At 49.3% G+C, this 16,284-nt stretch carries 14 protein-coding genes; 13 read left to right on the forward strand and 1 reads right to left on the reverse strand.

From position 1 onward, the window contains the following. The first annotated feature begins 242 nt into the window (after nucleotides 1-242). The 4 genes from WBL83_RS05600 (at nucleotide 243) to speB (ending at nucleotide 3,813) form a co-directional block, all read left to right on the forward strand. Nucleotides 243-422, forward strand: a complete 180-nt coding sequence (locus tag WBL83_RS05600) for a hypothetical protein (RefSeq protein WP_424588450.1) — start codon at nucleotides 243-245, stop codon at nucleotides 420-422. A 144-nt stretch (nucleotides 423-566) separates the two neighbouring features. Next, nucleotides 567-671: a hypothetical protein gene (locus WBL83_RS05605; protein ID WP_424588451.1), complete on the forward strand. Its 105-nt coding sequence runs from the start codon at nucleotides 567-569 to the stop codon at nucleotides 669-671. Continuing rightward, nucleotides 664-2,640, forward strand: coding sequence for a biosynthetic arginine decarboxylase (speA, locus tag WBL83_RS05610; RefSeq protein ID WP_424588219.1), 1,977 nt, complete (start codon nucleotides 664-666; stop codon nucleotides 2,638-2,640). The genes WBL83_RS05605 and speA overlap by 8 nt, the downstream gene beginning before the upstream one ends. Nucleotides 2,641-2,892: 252 nt before the next feature. After that, nucleotides 2,893-3,813 carry an agmatinase gene (speB, locus tag WBL83_RS05615; RefSeq protein ID WP_424588220.1) on the forward strand — a complete coding sequence of 307 codons (921 nt, stop codon included), beginning with the start codon at nucleotides 2,893-2,895 and terminating at the stop codon, nucleotides 3,811-3,813. Between the two features lie 107 nt (nucleotides 3,814-3,920). Here the strand turns inward: speB and WBL83_RS05620 are convergent, their stop codons facing one another. Next, nucleotides 3,921-4,679: a M48 family metallopeptidase gene (locus WBL83_RS05620; RefSeq protein ID WP_424588221.1), complete on the reverse strand. Its 759-nt coding sequence runs from the start codon at nucleotides 4,677-4,679 to the stop codon at nucleotides 3,921-3,923. Nucleotides 4,680-4,944: 265 nt separating this feature from the next. Between WBL83_RS05620 and tkt the strand changes: the two genes are divergently transcribed. The 9 genes from tkt (at nucleotide 4,945) to WBL83_RS05665 (ending at nucleotide 16,156) form a co-directional block, all read left to right on the forward strand. Further along, entirely contained in the window at nucleotides 4,945-6,936 is a 1,992-nt protein-coding gene (gene tkt, locus WBL83_RS05625) for a transketolase (protein WP_424588222.1), read from the forward strand. 117 nt (nucleotides 6,937-7,053) lie between these two features. Continuing rightward, nucleotides 7,054-8,124: a YncE family protein gene (locus WBL83_RS05630; protein ID WP_424588223.1), complete on the forward strand. Its 1,071-nt coding sequence runs from the start codon at nucleotides 7,054-7,056 to the stop codon at nucleotides 8,122-8,124. A gap of 89 nt (nucleotides 8,125-8,213) precedes the next feature. Next, entirely contained in the window at nucleotides 8,214-10,217 is a 2,004-nt protein-coding gene (locus WBL83_RS05635) for a TonB-dependent receptor domain-containing protein (protein ID WP_424588224.1), read from the forward strand. A 480-nt stretch (nucleotides 10,218-10,697) separates the two neighbouring features. Next, complete coding sequence (gene cmtB, locus WBL83_RS05640) at nucleotides 10,698-11,141, forward strand: PTS mannitol transporter subunit IIA (protein WP_424588225.1); 444 nt, start codon at nucleotides 10,698-10,700, stop codon at nucleotides 11,139-11,141. 137 nt (nucleotides 11,142-11,278) lie between these two features. Beyond that, nucleotides 11,279-12,664: a PTS mannitol transporter subunit IICB gene (locus WBL83_RS05645; protein WP_424588226.1), complete on the forward strand. Its 1,386-nt coding sequence runs from the start codon at nucleotides 11,279-11,281 to the stop codon at nucleotides 12,662-12,664. Nucleotides 12,665-12,675: 11 nt separating this feature from the next. Next, nucleotides 12,676-13,950: a zinc-binding dehydrogenase gene (locus WBL83_RS05650; RefSeq protein WP_424588227.1), complete on the forward strand. Its 1,275-nt coding sequence runs from the start codon at nucleotides 12,676-12,678 to the stop codon at nucleotides 13,948-13,950. A 2-nt stretch (nucleotides 13,951-13,952) separates the two neighbouring features. After that, the gene (glpX, locus tag WBL83_RS05655; protein WP_424588228.1) at nucleotides 13,953-14,924 is read left to right on the forward strand and encodes a class II fructose-bisphosphatase; all 972 of its coding nucleotides are present in this window, start codon (nucleotides 13,953-13,955) and stop codon (nucleotides 14,922-14,924) included. Between the two features lie 15 nt (nucleotides 14,925-14,939). Continuing rightward, nucleotides 14,940-15,449 carry an MltR family transcriptional regulator gene (locus WBL83_RS05660; RefSeq protein ID WP_424588229.1) on the forward strand — a complete coding sequence of 170 codons (510 nt, stop codon included), beginning with the start codon at nucleotides 14,940-14,942 and terminating at the stop codon, nucleotides 15,447-15,449. Further along, on the forward strand, nucleotides 15,446-16,156 hold the full coding sequence (locus WBL83_RS05665; protein ID WP_424588230.1) for a nucleoside/nucleotide kinase family protein: 711 nt from the start codon (nucleotides 15,446-15,448) through the stop codon (nucleotides 16,154-16,156). The genes WBL83_RS05660 and WBL83_RS05665 overlap by 4 nt, the downstream gene beginning before the upstream one ends. Nucleotides 16,157-16,284 lie beyond the last annotated feature (128 nt).

Here is a 16,284-nt window from a genome sequence, read left to right on the forward strand (position 1 = left end):
ATTCTAGGTTATCCCTTAATCAGATTACCAGTGATTTTTGTGCTCGCAAGTTTCTGCCGATATTCGGGCGTGGCAATTTTTACTGACAGTGCCGCAAAGCCTGGATTTTTGTTTTGCAATTTTTAGCCGTTATCGGTATAAAGCGGCGCGCGCGGCTCATTCAACAAGCACACATTTTACGTGTTGCCCACTTCCAGCCGGGTTGAGCAAATTTCTTAGCTTTGGCTTGTCGCATGCCCCAAATGGTATGTGTGGAGGTGTCAGGATTGAAAAACCGCTGTAATTCGCAGAATCTGGCTCACCAGTCTGGTGTGCATTTGCCTCTCTCATTAAGCATCTCTTTGCTGCATCCCTGCCGATGTTTTACTCATAGGGTAACGACTCATCTCGGCGCTTCTCAGGACTCTCGGGCCGGTCACTAATCCCGCGAAATTCAGAACTTGGGCTCTCTTGTCATCGATAAGGGTTTTCTCGTGGTTTCGCCGAACCGTTTACGGAACTCGGTTACGTGTTTATACAATGATATGAAAAAGAAACCGGTCGCACAGATTATCTGTCAGCGTCTTATGCTGCTACTACGCGCTGTTAATGGGTTGTTATTGCGGGATACCCCTGCGATAGTAGTCAACTGTTTTGCACATTCGTTTAAATTTGAGGTTCGCCATGTCTGACAAAATCTCTTCTGTTTCGGGTTCGTCAGTGGGCGAGCAGGATGTACACCGCTCCATGCAGGAGGTTGCCATGAGCTCCCAGGAAGCCAGCAAAATGCTGCGTACTTACAATATTGCCTGGTGGGGCAATAACTATTACGACGTCAACGAACTGGGTCATATCACCGTTTGCCCGGATCCTGATGTTCCGCAAGCGCGTGTTGATCTCGCTGAACTCGTAAAAGCCCGTGAAGCACAGGGTCAGCGTTTGCCTGCACTGTTTTGCTTCCCGCAGATTTTGCAGCACCGCCTGCGTTCGATTAACGCAGCGTTCAAACGTGCGCGTGAATCCTACGGCTATAACGGCGACTACTTCCTCGTTTATCCTATTAAGGTAAACCAGCATCGTCGCGTGATTGAATCGCTGATTCATTCCGGAGAACCGCTGGGCCTGGAAGCGGGTTCTAAAGCGGAACTGATGGCCGTGCTGGCACATGCCGGGATGACGCGTTCAGTTATCGTATGTAACGGTTATAAAGACCGTGAATACATCCGCCTGGCGTTGATCGGTGAGAAGATGGGCCACAAGGTTTATCTGGTCATCGAGAAGATGTCTGAAATTCGCATTGTGCTGGAAGAAGCCGAGCGTCTGAATGTCGTGCCACGTCTTGGCGTGCGTGCCCGTCTGGCGTCACAAGGTTCCGGCAAATGGCAGTCATCAGGCGGCGAAAAATCCAAATTTGGTCTGGCGGCGACGCAGGTTCTGCAACTGGTTGAGATGTTGCGTGAAGCCGGTCGTATCGACAGCCTGCAATTGCTGCACTTCCACCTCGGTTCGCAAATGGCGAATATTCGCGATATCGCCACTGGCGTGCGTGAATCGGCTCGCTTCTACGTTGAGCTGCACAAGATGGGCGTCAATATCGAATGCTTCGATGTGGGCGGCGGTCTGGGTGTGGACTACGAAGGAACGCGTTCTCAGTCCGATTGTTCGGTCAACTATGGCCTGAACGAATATGCGAACAACATCATTTGGGCGATTGGCGACGCATGTGAAGAAAACGGTCTGCCGCACCCGACGGTGATTACCGAGTCCGGTCGTGCGGTCACTGCGCACCACACCGTGCTGGTGTCTAACATCATCGGTGTTGAACGCAACGAATACACTACGCCAACGGCTCCGGCTGCAGACGCATCCCGTGCACTGCAAAGCATGTGGGAAACCTGGGGCGAAATGCATGAGCCGAACAACCGTCGCTCGCTGCGTGAATGGCTGCACGATAGCCAGAACGATCTGCATGATATCCACACCGGTTACTCGGCGGGGAGTTTCTCCCTGCAAGAGCGTGCCTGGGCGGAGCAGCTTTACCTGAGCATGTGCCACGAAATTCAGCGTCTGCTGGATCCAAGCAACCGTGCACACCGTCCAATCATCGACGAACTGCAAGAACGTATGGCGGATAAGATTTACGTCAACTTCTCACTGTTCCAGTCAATGCCGGATGCGTGGGGTATCGATCAGCTGTTCCCGGTACTGCCGCTCGAAGGTCTGAACCAGATCCCTGAGCGTCGTGCGGTACTGCTGGATATCACTTGTGACTCCGACGGTGCTATCGATCACTACATTGACGGTGACGGCATTGCGACCACCATGCCTATGCCAGAATACGATGCGGAAAACCCGCCTCTGCTGGGCTTCTTCATGGTCGGTGCTTACCAGGAAATTCTGGGTAACATGCATAACCTGTTTGGCGATACCGAAGCGGTTGATGTGTTTGTGTTCCCTGACGGTAGTGTGGAAGTTGAGCTTTCTGATGAAGGTGATACGGTTGCGGATATGCTGGAATACGTTCAGCTTGATCCGAACACGCTGTTGACTCACTTCCGTGATCAAGTGAAACAGACCGATCTGGATGCCGCTTTGCAGCAGCAGTTCCTCGAAGAGTTTGAGGCTGGTTTGTACGGCTATACTTATCTCGAAGACGAGTAAAGAGTTTTGTAGGGTGGACAAGCGAAAGCATCATCCACCATTTACGCCTGTTGTGTCGGATGACGCTGCGCTTATCCGACCTGTGCGGTTTGTCATTATTCAGAGTAATTAGTGTACACATAAGTCTGTATTGGGCGATAATCCCCGCCAATAAGCAGTCTGAATGAATCCAGTCCCTTCCTCGTCGGGTTTAACGACGCGGCGGGGACTTTTTTTTGACATATTTTCAACTTTTCACCGCGAGGTCAGACAATGAGCACCTTAGGCCATCAATACGATAACTCCCTGGTTTCCAACGCCTTCGGTTTTTTACGTTTTCCGCTGAACTTCATGCCCTATGAAAGTGATGCTGATTGGGTGATTACTGGCGTTCCTTTTGATGCGGCGACTTCTGGCCGTGCGGGTGGACGTCATGGCCCTGCGGCTATTCGTCAGGTATCGACCAATCTGGCATGGGAAGGCAACCGCTTCCCGTGGAACTTCGACATGCGTGAGCGTCTGAACGTTGTTGACTGTGGCGACCTGGTATATGCCTTCGGTGACGCGCGTGATATGAGCGAACGTCTGCAAGCCCACGCAGAAAAACTGCTGGCTGCGGGTAAACGTATGCTTTCTTTCGGTGGCGACCACTTTGTGACTCTGCCGTTACTGCGTGCTCATGCGAAGCACTTCGGTAAGATGGCGCTGGTGCATTTCGATGCACACACTGACACCTACGCGAACGGCTGCGAGTTTGACCACGGCACCATGTTCTACACCGCGCCAAAAGAAGGTTTGATCGACCCTAACCATTCTGTGCAGATTGGCATTCGTACCGAGTTCGACAAAGACAACGGTTTCACCGTGTTGGATGCGGGACAGGTTAACGACCGCACCGTTGACGACGTGCTGGCGCAGGTGAAGCAGATTGTTGGTGATATGCCGGTATATCTGACATTTGATATCGACTGTATCGATCCGGCTTTCGCGCCAGGCACTGGTACGCCAGTGATTGGCGGTTTGACGACCGACCGCGCGCTGAAACTGGTTCGTGGTTTGAAAGACTTGAACATCGTCGGTATGGACGTTGTTGAAGTTGCACCAGCTTACGACCAGTCTGAAATCACGGCATTGGCGGGTGCGACGTTGGCGTTAGAAATGTTGTATATCCAGGCTGCTAAGAAGGGCGAGTAATCGCCTTTATTAAGTGTTGCCCCCTCACCCTAACCCTCTCCCAAAGGAGAGGGGATTGTACGGTTTTCTCCTTCTCCTGAGGGAGAAGGTCGGGATGAGGGGTAATTTTACTTCAGCCCATCTGCTGTCATACGGTCGCGAATATGCTGCGCTCGTTCGGCTGAAGCTGGGTGGTCGTCAAGCATTGAGCTTTGGCGGCCTTCTTCTTCCTTGGCCAGTTTCTCAAAACTGGTCGCCAGGCCGATTGGGTTAATCCCGCGTTTTCTCAACAAATCATACGAATAATCATCGGCTTCAGATTCCTGGCGCTGGGAGAACTGCGCATTCACCAGTTTTTCACCCAAATCGCCAAGCTGTGACTGTGACAAGCTACCAATTACACCGCCCGCAGAAGCTGCTGCAACACGCGCCGCGTTAGTCCCCAACGCTACTTGCATCCCTTTCTTCACATGACCCAGTGCGACGTGGCCCATTTCGTGGCCGATAACCGCTTCGACTTCATTATCGTTCATCATGTCCATCAGGCCGCTATACACGCGAATACAGCCGTTGGCCATCGCAAAGGCGTTCACGTCTTTGGTGACGTAAACCTTGTAGTTCACTGGCATGCCGTTGATGTTGTCGCCCAGTGCGGAGGAAATTTTTGTCAGCCGTTGCGCGTATTCACTGCTGGCTGGCGCAATGCTCGCTTTACTGTCGAGCTCAGCACAGGATTTGTCGCTTAACTCTTTAACTTGCGCATCACTCAGTGTGTACGCCTGAAAAGCTTCCGCGCCGGAAGTGAGCAGACCGTTAGAGTCCATGTTCTGGCAGCCGCTCAGTAGGGCAGCAACGCTCAGGCTTAATAAAATTGGGCGCAATTTCATGCCAATATCCTTAATTAGTGATAACTGCTCAGAGGTGATTCAGCCACAAATCGTCGGCTAGTTGCATCAGTATAAAGAAGTTAGCCAAACTCGCGCAGCAACTTGCGCAACATGCGAGCAGCTTCCAGAGATTTCTTAAGCGGACAAAAGGATGCTCCATGTACATGGCAGACGGCTTGCGGTACATTGATGGCAATTTTTTGGGCGTAGCCCATAACGCATAGTAGTCAAGGCCTGACCTTCAACCATCCGATCTGGAGTCAAAATGTCCTCTCGTAAAGAGCTTGCCAATGCTATTCGTGCACTCAGCATGGACGCAGTACAAAAAGCCAAATCCGGTCACCCGGGCGCCCCTATGGGTATGGCCGACATTGCCGAAGTCCTGTGGCGCGATTTCCTGAACCATAACCCGCAGAACCCAGCCTGGGCTGACCGCGACCGTTTCGTTCTTTCTAACGGCCACGGTTCAATGCTGATTTACAGCCTGTTGCACCTCACAGGTTATGACCTGCCGATTGAAGAACTGAAAAACTTCCGTCAGCTGCATTCCAAAACTCCGGGTCACCCGGAAGTGGGCTACACCGCTGGTGTTGAAACCACAACTGGCCCGCTGGGTCAGGGTGTTGCGAACGCAGTGGGTATGGCAATCGCAGAACGCACCATGGCGGCACAGTTCAACCGTCCTGGTCACGACATCGTTGACCACTTCACCTACACCTTTATGGGTGATGGCTGCATGATGGAAGGTATTTCCCACGAAGTTTGCTCGCTGGCGGGTACGCTGGGTCTGGGTAAACTGGTTGCCTTCTATGATGACAACGGTATCTCCATCGATGGCCACGTTGAAGGCTGGTTCACAGACGATACGGCTAAACGCTTTGAAGCCTACGGCTGGCACGTAGTGCGCGGCGTGGACGGTCACGATGCAGACGCTATCAAACGCGCTGTTGAAGAAGCCAAAGCGGTTATCGACAAACCTTCACTGCTGATGTGCAAAACCATCATCGGTTTCGGTTCTCCGAACAAAGCCGGTACGCACGATTCCCACGGTGCACCACTGGGTGACGCAGAAATCGCACTGACCCGTGAAGCTCTGGGTTGGAAACACGCGCCATTCGAAATCCCGTCTGACATTTATGCTCAGTGGGACGCTCGTGAAGCAGGCCAGGCGAAAGAAGCGGCATGGAATGAGAAGTTCGCTGCATACGCTAAAGCCTTCCCACAGGAAGCTGCTGAATTCACCCGTCGTATGAAAGGCGACATGCCAGCTGAGTTTGCTGCTAAAGCGCAAGAGTTCATCAAGAACCTGCAAGCTAACCCGGCGAAAATCGCCAGCCGTAAAGCATCCCAGAACACTATCGAAGCATTCGGTCATTTGCTGCCTGAATTCCTCGGCGGCTCTGCTGACCTGGCACCGTCTAACCTGACTATCTGGTCTGGTTCTAAAGCAATCAACGAAGATCTGGCCGGTAACTACATCCATTACGGTGTACGTGAATTCGGTATGACCGCGATTGCCAACGGTATTGCGCTGCACGGTGGTTTCCTGCCGTACACCTCCACCTTCCTGATGTTTGTTGAATATGCCCGTAACGCGGTGCGTATGGCTGCGCTGATGAAGCAACGTCAGGTGATGGTTTACACCCACGACTCTATCGGTCTGGGCGAAGATGGCCCAACTCACCAGCCTGTAGAGCAGCTTGCTGCCCTGCGTGTGACGCCAAACATGAGCACATGGCGTCCATGTGACCAGGTTGAGTCTGCGGTGGCGTGGAAATACGCTGTAGAACGTCACGACGGCCCGACCGCTCTGATCTTCTCCCGTCAGAACCTGGCGCAGCAGGATCGTACTGAACAGCAACTGGCAGATGTTGCCCGTGGCGCATACGTTCTGAAAGATTGTGCAGGCCAGCCTGAGCTGATTCTGATTGCAACCGGTTCTGAAGTTGAACTGGCGGTTGCCGCCTGGGATCAACTGACTGCTGAAGGCATCAAAGCGCGCGTCGTTTCTATGCCGTCTACTGATGCATTCGACAAGCAGGATCCAGCTTACCGTGAAGCCGTGCTGCCGAAAGCGGTTAGCGCACGTGTTGCTATCGAAGCCAGCATCGCTGACTACTGGTACAAATACGTTGGCCTGAACGGCGCTGTTGTTGGCATGACCACCTTCGGTGAATCAGCACCTGCTGAGCAACTGTTCGAAGAGTTTGGCTTCACTGTAGAAAACGTGGTGAAACAGGCTAAAGCAGTTCTGTAAAACGTCATACCTCTAAGGCCAGCAAACATTCATTGCTGGCCTTTTTTTATCTATTGTTGATAATGCAATTGAAAATCATTATCATTCACATTCGTAAATAAATGTGAATCTAAGTAAATGAATCGACATACTTTGTACGGATACCAGAAATCGGGCTTCATTGCTTTAACCATCGCACTATTGATGAACTCATTGAGCGTGAGTGCTAAACCACTCTCTGAAAAGGACTTTCTTACCGTCCCTATGGGGAATGGGGTGTATGAGCTGGCATATGACGCCTCTCAAAACGTTCTGTTTGCCGCTTCAGCGCCTTCATTTGATAAAGATAAGACTGATGGTCTGGTCTACAAACTAAACCCGGACACGCTTAAGGCCACCGGAAAAATGACCACTGAGCGACGTGCATTCGCCACGGTGCTGGATGACGAAAACCACATTCTGTATATCGGCAACACTCTCGAAGGCTCTGTGACGCTGATGGATACACACAGTGGTAAAGAGATTAAGACTGTACAACTGAGTGACCTGAGTCATCCCAAAGAGATTATTCACACTCGTGAAATGGTACTTGATAAAAAACGCCAGCGTTTATATGTATCGGGTGTGACTCAGAAAGGAATTATTTGGGTTATCGATACACAAAAACAGCAGCATATTGCCACCATTGAAAATATGGGGGAATATCCAACCGGGTTGGCAATCGATGAAGAAAAGGGAAGGGTTTATGCCGTTAACGGCAGCGGCGAGTTAATTACACTTGATGCCAGCGATAATAAAATACTTTCCCGTAATAAAGTCGAACCGCAGAAAAAACATTTCTTCTTAAATATTGCTTTGGATGATAATAAAGAACGTGCATTTATTACCGATCCGGATTTACCGAATGTACTGGTGGTTTCGCTTAAAGATGGAAAAATCATTCATCACATAGACGTCATCAACTCCCTGGCTGTGATGTATAACGCGGCGCGTAATGAAATTTATATTACTCATCGTAATGCGCAACTGATTAGCATTGTTGATAGCAAAACCTATAAAGTGAAAGCCAGTATCGCTACTAAGGCGCTGCCGAATAGTCTCGCGCTTTCATCGGATGGCCGCACACTTTTTGCCAGTGTGAAGCAGGGTGAAAAAGAAATGGGTAAAAAGCCGGACTACATAATTAAAGTCGAACTCGACAAAATCTAAATACATTTCAATTAAAAGAAAAATAAAACCCTGTGATGAAAATTCACAGGGCAAGCATACTTTTTTTCAATATCTCAGGTAATTAAAAAATGGGAAACAATAAACGTTTGGCATTAGCAGGAATAGTCGTTCTCGCTGGAGGCACAATGCTTCCGGCACACGCAGAAGAAAATAACGCAACGCTCAAAGAGTCTGAAGATCAAATGGTCGTGACGGCATCGGGTTTTTCTCAACAGAAAAAAGAAGCGCCCGCCACAATTTCTGTTATTGACCGTAAACAGCTCGATGAAAAACCTAACCGTAATGTTGCCGAGGCTATTCAGGATTTGCCTGGGGTTAATGTTGGTACTGGTTCAAGCGATATGTCGTCTGGCGATATAATGATGCGCGGCATGGATTCAAGCTATACCGCTTATATGGTTAACAGCGTTAAACAGAATACCGGCGAGTCGCGCCCGTACGGCCAGGATATTGGCGCGGAAGTTAACTTCTTACCGCCAATGGAAGCCATTGAGCGTATCGAAGTGATTCGCGGGCCAATGTCTTCACTGTATGGCTCTGACGCGATTGGCGGGGTGGTTAACGTTATTACCAAAAAACCGTACGGCGTAAACGACTGGACTGGGGCGCTGGCGGCAAATACTTTCATTCAAGAAGACAGCACATTCGGCAATACCAACCAGATGAATCTGTTTGCCATGGGGCCAATTGTGCCAGACGTATTAGGTGTCAGTGTTGCAGCTGACTGGCTAAACCGCCGTGATGATGAACGCGATAAATACTTCAGCAAAAACGATCGTAAATCGATTGATATGACTGTGGGTCTGGCGGCCAATGAAACTAACTTGTTTGACCTGAATGTGGTGACGGGAAGACAAAAGAAGAATCGTGATGAAGCGCCCTGGATGTGGACGTTTGACCGTGATGCAGTGACGCTGAGCCACACCGGTTGGTACGCGGAAGATACCATCACGACTAACAACTACATCAACTACGAGAAAGGTCGGTCAAAATACGAACTGGACGGTGATTCACCTCAGTACATCGAAACCGAGAACTATGTCGCGAACAGCCAGACGACCTTCACGCTTGATAATCACAAGCTCACAGTGGGGGCTAACTTCACCCGTGAAGAGCTGAACGATCAGTTTGCTGTATCAAGCAAAGAAGCGCCTGGGGTTGATCCGGTGACGAAAATCAGCCGCGACGGTTGGGCGCTGTTCGCTGAAGATGGCTGGCAAATGGGGGACTTCACGCTAACTACTTCCGCTCGTTTGGATCGTGACAACTATTTCGGCACGCATGTTACGCCAAAACTCTACGGTAACTGGTCGATCACTGATGCATGGGCGCTGAAAGGTGGGGTCTCTGCAGGTTATAAAAAACCGGAACTCCGTGAGACGTCTGCGGACTTTGTCACGCCGCGCGGTTCGTTGCCACCGTATCCGTATTTGACCGTGGGTAATGATGAGCTTAAGCCTGAGAAAAGTGTTAACTCGGAACTGGGCCTCTACTGGGCTGGTGAGAAGCTGGCATTAGACGGCACGATTTTCTATACCCAGTTCAAAGATAAAATTTCCGAACAGAGTATCTGCGAAACGACGGATACCAATCAGTGCCAGATGAACGGTTATAAAGCCGATTCCATCAGCAAATATTTCAACGTCGGTAAAGCTGATGTCTACGGTGTGGAACTGAATGCTGACTGGCAGGTCACCGAAACAGTGAAAGCCAATGCAAACTACACCTATAACCACAGCGAGCAGAAAACGGGTGTTAACAAAGGTTACGCGCTGAATGATTTCCCACGCCATATGGCAAATCTGTCGCTTACCTGGTCTGCGACCGAAGCGCTGGATCTGTGGAGTAAAGCCAATTACCGCGGCAGCAACCGCGACACTGGCGATCATGTTGATTACGACACCTGGACGATGATCGATCTTGGCGCGCGTTATCAGGTGAACAAACACACTCAACTTCTGGCGGGGATCTACAACTTGTTCGATGCCGATCCACAACGTATCACTCAATGGGGTGATTACGGGCTGGTTGAAGGGCGTCGTTATAACCTGGGCGCGCGCATCGAATTCTGATTTAAACCCGTCGCCCTTCAAGATGCTGGGTTGTTGGCTGCACTCATTCACCCGAATCACTTACTTGAGTAAGCTCATCAGGATTCATTCGATTGCCGCCTACCTGCGTCATGAAGTATCCTGGGTATAAATCCGATAACTAAAAACAGCCAGCCGGCGGTACTGCCGATTGGCTGTTTTCTTTTGAAGTTGTCACATTTTACCCATTGCGTAATATCTCAAAAACAAATTCAATCAAGTCCATTAATGTGATCTTAATTGCAACTATTGCATTAACTGGAGTTGTGTATTTGTGAATTAAGTCAAATTATAGATATTGACAAAATGCATTAATGAAAAATGTTTAATCTAATCATTTGAATTAATTCAGTAAATCATTTTCGCTTAAAAATCCTCGCCTTTCCATCACCCATTTGATTTATTTTCCTCGCCGTCATATTTTATTTAAAATAAAAACACCCTACAAACGAGGAAGTCAGTATGCGGTTAATAGATTATTTCCCTGATGCTGCTATATCCATAAAAACCTCTGCCGAGAACTGGCAGCAGGCAATAGATTATTCAATGGAAGTCCTGTTGCAAAAAGGATATGTCACCTCTTCTTACATCGATGCAATAAAATCTACAACGCAAGAAACTGGGCCGTATTATATTCTGGCACCCTATGTGGCAATGCCGCATGCCAGGCCAGAATGCGGTGCAATAAAAACCGGGTTATCACTTACCCTATTAAAAAACACGGTTGCTTTCGGTGAGGGTAAAGAACCAGTAAAGCTATTAATAGGATTGTCTGCGGCTGATTCTGATGAGCATATTGGTGCCATTCAGGCATTGAGTGAACTGTTTTGTGAAGAATCTCAAATTGAGGCCTTGCTGAACGCAAATACTGAACAGCAATTAATGGATATTATCTCTCAGGGATAATACCCGTCATACTTCAAGCTGCATCTTTGTTGGCTACATTCACTCACCCGAATCACTTACTTATGTAAGTTCATCGGGATTCGCTCTCTTGCTGCCTCAATGCAACTTGAATTATTTAGGGTATAAAAAGGATAAATATGAAAAATAAATCAGCTCGTGCCAAAGTCCAGGCGTTCGGGGGATTTCTTACCGCCATGGTTATCCCCAATATTGGCGCTTTTATTGCGTGGGGTTTTATTACCGCGTTATTTATTCCAACCGGTTGGATGCCCAATGAGCATTTCGCGAAAATAGTTGGCCCGATGATCACTTATTTACTGCCCGTTATGATTGGTTCGACCGGCGGGCATTTAGTGGGTGGCAAGCGTGGCGCGGTGATGGGCGGTATCGGCACTATCGGCGTGATTGTTGGCGCTGACATTCCTATGTTTATTGGCGCGATGATCATGGGGCCGCTCGGCGGCTGGGCCATTAAAGTTATCGACAGAACGCTGGAAAAACATATTCCACCGGGCTTTGAGATGGTTATCAATAACTTCTCACTGGGTATTGCGGGGATGCTGCTTTGTCTGTTGGCTTTCGAGGTCATTGGCCCTGCGGTACTGGTAGCGAACAACTTCGTAAAAGAGTGCATTGAAGCATTAGTCAGTACCGGTTATTTGCCGCTACTTTCCCTGATTAACGAACCAGCAAAAATTCTGTTCCTCAACAATGCTATCGACCAGGGGGTTTACTATCCACTTGGAATGCAGCAAGCGTCTGATACGGGTAAATCCATCTTCTTTATGGTGGCATCAAACCCAGGTCCTGGGCTGGGTCTGCTCCTTGGGTTCACGATATTTGGCAAAGGAATGGCAAAAAAATCCGCTCCTGGAGCGATGATCATTCACTTCCTCGGCGGCATTCACGAACTCTATTTCCCGTATGTATTGATGAAGCCGCTGACGCTGATTGCCATGATTGCAGGCGGTATGTCCGGGATCTACACCTTTAATCTTTTGGGCGGTGGACTTGTTGCGGGGCCAAGCCCAGGTTCTATCTTTGCCTATCTGGCATTGACACCACGAGGTGCCTTCTTTGCCACCATCGCTGGGGTAACAGTCGCAACAGTCGTATCGTTTGTTATCACCTCGTTGATCCTCAAAATGGACCGTAGCAAAGAAGCCGAAAAGGATGACAACTTCGATGAAACGGCAAGCGCCATGAAGGTGATGAAACAAGAGGGGGCGTGGAATACAGGGCCAGTGAAACTGATTGCTTTCGTCTGTGACGCGGGAATGGGCTCAAGTGCCATGGGAGCGACAACATTCCGTAAACGCCTGGAAAAGCAGGGCATGGAAACGGAAGTTAAACATTATGCGATTGAAAACGTTCCGCAGAATGCAGAAATCATTGTTACTCATGCAAGCCTTGAAGGGCGTGTGAAACGGGTGTCTGATAAACCGCTAATACTCATTAATAACTATATTGGCGACCCTAAGCTTGATGTTTTATTTAATGAATTGACTTCCCAGGCAAAATAATAAGGATTCCGATGAAAACTAAAGTTGCAGCCATTTATGGCAAGCGGGATGTCCGTATCCGCGAATTTGAATTACCCGAAATCACTGATGATGAATTACTCGTGAGTGTAATTTCCGATAGCGTTTGTTTATCAACCTGGAAAGCGGCGTTACTGGCCAGCGATCACAAACGTGTGCCGGATGATTTAATTAATCACCCGGTTATTACCGGCCATGAGTGTGCTGGCGTGATTGTGGAAGTAGGAAGTAATCTACGGGATAAATATAAGAAAGGTCAGCGTTACGTTCTGCAACCGGCAATGGGATTACCAAGCGGATATTCAGCCGGTTACAGCTATGAATATTTCGGCGGTAACGCGACATATATGATTATCCCTAAACTGGCCATCGATATGGGATGTGTATTACCTTACCGCGGATCTTATTTTGCAGCAGCCTCTCTGGCAGAACCGATGTGTTGCATTATTGGTGCCTATAAAGCTAACTATCACACCACACAATATGTTTATGAACACCGCATGGGAATTAAACCCGGCGGTAACCTTGCCTTATTAGCGTGCGCCGGGCCGATGGGTATCGGCGCAATTGACTATGCGATTAACGGAAATATTAAACCGCGCAAAGTTGTGGTGGTAGATATTGATGAAACCCGACTGGCGCAAGCACAAACACTCTTACCAGTAGAGTTGGCGGCAAAAAATGGCATTGAACTGGTTTATGTGAACAGCAAAAATCTGGATGACCCTGCCGCCGCGTTGCGCGACATGACTGGAGGCGCAGGTTTCGACGATGTATTTGTTTATGCCGCCGTGCCTGCGGTCATCGAGCTTGGCGACGATCTGCTGGCTGATGATGGTTGCCTGAATTTCTTTGCCGGACCAACCGATAAAAACTTTAAAGTGCCGTTTAACTTCTACAACGTGCATTACGGCAGCACGCATATCGTCGGGACTTCCGGAGGCTCCACGGACGACATGCTTGAAGCTATTGAGCTTGCCGCCAGCGGGCGATTACAACCGTCATTTATGGTCACCCACGTCGGGGGCCTGGATGCTGTTCCTGAAACCGTGATTAACCTGCCGGATATTCCTGGCGGCAAAAAGCTGATTTATAACGGCGTCACGATGCCGCTGACCGCGATTACCGATTTTGCGCGCTTAGGGGAAACAGACCCGTTATTCCGCCGCCTTGCAGAGCTGGTTGCACAGACACATGGCGTGTGGAACGAAGCCGCAGAAAAATATTTGTTAGCGCATTTTGGCGTTGATATCGGTGTGGAGGCTTAAGCATGAAAACGCTGGCTTATCCTTTTTTCCGCACCACGGAGCAGGCAGCGTTGGCTGCCTGGCCACTCATCGGTTGCGGTGACAAGAATCGTATTGATGGTGTGGCTGTGCAGGCGATGCGCAATGCGCTTAATCAAATCGAAATGCAGGGGAAGATTGTCATTGGTGAAGGAGAAATCGACCACGCGCCGATGCTGTATATCGGCGAGATGTTAGGGAATGCACCCACTCCGAAAATTGATATCGCCGTCGATCCCATAGAAGGTACGCGCATGGTGGCGATGGGGCAAAACAATGCCCTGGCGGTCATGGCCTGTGCGCCCCAAGGCTCACTGCTTCATGCGCCCGACATGTATATGAAAAAGCTGGTGGTCGGCAAAAAGGCAAAAGGCGTGATCAATCTGGCGGTCACGCTTGAAGAAAATCTGCGCAATATTGCCAAAGCATTGGGCAAACCGCTCGAGCGGCTACGAATGGTCACGCTGGATAAACCGCGGCATCAGGATGCCATCGCAGTCGCCACAAGTCTGGGTGTGAAAGTGATTGCTTTACCCGATGGTGACGTCGCCGCAAGCGTAATGACGTGCTTACTGGAAAACCAGTACGACGTGATGTACAGCATCGGCGGTGCGCCAGAAGGCGTGATTTCAGCCTGTGCGGTGAAAGCGCTGGATGGGGAAATGCAAATCGAGCTTTTAGATTTTTGCCAGGCAAAAGGGGAGTCCCGGGAGAATCGCCTGATTGCGGATTCTGAACATCGCCGCTGTGCTGAAATGGGCGTTGAGGTTAACCGCATTTACAGTCTGCATGAAATTGTCAAAAGCGATGAGGTTTTATTCTCCGCCACTGGCGTGACGGGAGGGGATATTCTGCAAGGCGTGCGTGAGGAAGGTGATGTGGTACGCACTCAAACGCTTTTGATTAATGGTATAGAGCGCACCTGTAATATTATAGACTCTCTACATCACCTTTAATGTCCTGAGCTATTGATGACCACGTTGAACGAAGATGATGTGCTTGAAAGGCTGGAAGCGCAAAATGATCTGGCCTCATTTATGAGCGTCGCTCACGATATTTTGTTATCCGGTATCAGGCAATTTCTGCCTTCGTTATTTGTTGATAATGATGAAGAGATCGTCGAGTACGCCGTTAAGCCATTGCTTGCCCGAAGTGGGCCGCTGGATGATATCGACGTTGCGTTGCGCCTGATATACGCGCTGGGGAAAATGGATAAATGGCTGTATGCCGATATTACCTGTTTTGCCCAGTTTTGCGATTTTGTGCAACACAGCAAAGAGACCATACAGTTTCATGATGATGTCACTTACGATTTCATTGCGAACCTGAATTCAATTACCCAAAACGCTACGCTGTTTAATGCAATTAAAAGCATGAAGTATTCGGACTTCTCTATTTATTCCGAAGTGCGTTACGGCAATCTGGTGAAAACGGCGTTATCTCTGGCGGTGACTTCATTATTGAAGGAGCTAGTCTGGTGAATGTCACATTAAAGATTAATGGATTAGAGACGCAAGCCCGCTTTAACGATCAAGAGGTCGAGACGTTACATAAGCCATTGTTAAAGCAGTTAGCAGAAAAGCAAAGGCAGTTGCAGCGTAGGCTGGTGGTGTTTCTGGCGGCTCCGCCAGGCACCGGTAAGTCGACGCTGGCGGCTTTTTGGGAATATCTGAGTACGCAAGATACAGAATTACCGGTGATCCAGGCTTTGCCGATGGATGGCTTCCATCACTACAACGACTATCTGCTGGCGAATAATCTCAAGCAGCATAAAGGTGCACCGCAGACTTTTAATGTTGCAAAGCTGACTGATGCGCTGCGTGCTTTGCATCAGCCCGAAAGTGAATGGCCGCAGTACGATCGTAATTTGCACGACCCGGTAGAAAATGCGATCACGGTGAAGGCGCCGATTGTTGTGGTTGAGGGGAACTGGTTGCTGCTCAATCAACCTGAATGGCAATCATTGCGGGCGTTATGTGATTATTCAGTATTTATTTCGGCCCAACCTGAACGGCTCTCAGAACGTTTGATTGGCAGGAAAATGCGCGGTGGTTTGACCCGGCAACAGGCGGTAGATTTTTTCCAGATGACCGACGGGCTAAATGTGCTGCGGGTTCTTGAAAACAGTCAGCCCGCTAATATGCAGTTATGTATGGATGAGCAGGGCGGTTACCATCAAATTTTATAGCGACACGGGCCGTTACTGCGGCCCGCTGTTTTTCCATTATTCTTGATTTTAACTGGTCATTATTCATCCTCCGACCTTTTGTCGTTGCATTTATTCCATCAAATTTGTGACGTACGTCAGAAGATCGG

Source organism: Buttiauxella sp. (assembly GCF_049686335.1).
Taxonomy (GTDB): domain Bacteria; phylum Pseudomonadota; class Gammaproteobacteria; order Enterobacterales; family Enterobacteriaceae; genus Buttiauxella.

Excerpts from the sequence above, each read along its gene's own strand:
- WBL83_RS05650 (WP_424588227.1), top strand. The coding sequence starts at position 12,676 with ATGAAAACTAAAGTTGCAGCCATTTATGGCAAGCGGGATGTCCGTATC.
- glpX (WP_424588228.1), top strand. The coding sequence starts at position 13,953 with ATGAAAACGCTGGCTTATCCTTTTTTCCGCACCACGGAGCAGGCAGCG.
- WBL83_RS05600 (WP_424588450.1), top strand. The coding sequence starts at position 243 with ATGGTATGTGTGGAGGTGTCAGGATTGAAAAACCGCTGTAATTCGCAG.
- WBL83_RS05660 (WP_424588229.1), top strand. The coding sequence starts at position 14,940 with ATGACCACGTTGAACGAAGATGATGTGCTTGAAAGGCTGGAAGCGCAA.
- speA (WP_424588219.1), top strand. The coding sequence starts at position 664 with ATGTCTGACAAAATCTCTTCTGTTTCGGGTTCGTCAGTGGGCGAGCAG.
- cmtB (WP_424588225.1), top strand. The coding sequence starts at position 10,698 with ATGCGGTTAATAGATTATTTCCCTGATGCTGCTATATCCATAAAAACC.
- WBL83_RS05630 (WP_424588223.1), top strand. The coding sequence starts at position 7,054 with ATGAATCGACATACTTTGTACGGATACCAGAAATCGGGCTTCATTGCT.
- WBL83_RS05645 (WP_424588226.1), top strand. The coding sequence starts at position 11,279 with ATGAAAAATAAATCAGCTCGTGCCAAAGTCCAGGCGTTCGGGGGATTT.
- WBL83_RS05605 (WP_424588451.1), top strand. The coding sequence starts at position 567 with ATGCTGCTACTACGCGCTGTTAATGGGTTGTTATTGCGGGATACCCCT.
- WBL83_RS05620 (WP_424588221.1), bottom strand. The coding sequence starts at position 4,679 with ATGAAATTGCGCCCAATTTTATTAAGCCTGAGCGTTGCTGCCCTACTG.
- tkt (WP_424588222.1), top strand. The coding sequence starts at position 4,945 with ATGTCCTCTCGTAAAGAGCTTGCCAATGCTATTCGTGCACTCAGCATG.
- WBL83_RS05635 (WP_424588224.1), top strand. The coding sequence starts at position 8,214 with ATGGGAAACAATAAACGTTTGGCATTAGCAGGAATAGTCGTTCTCGCT.
- speB (WP_424588220.1), top strand. The coding sequence starts at position 2,893 with ATGAGCACCTTAGGCCATCAATACGATAACTCCCTGGTTTCCAACGCC.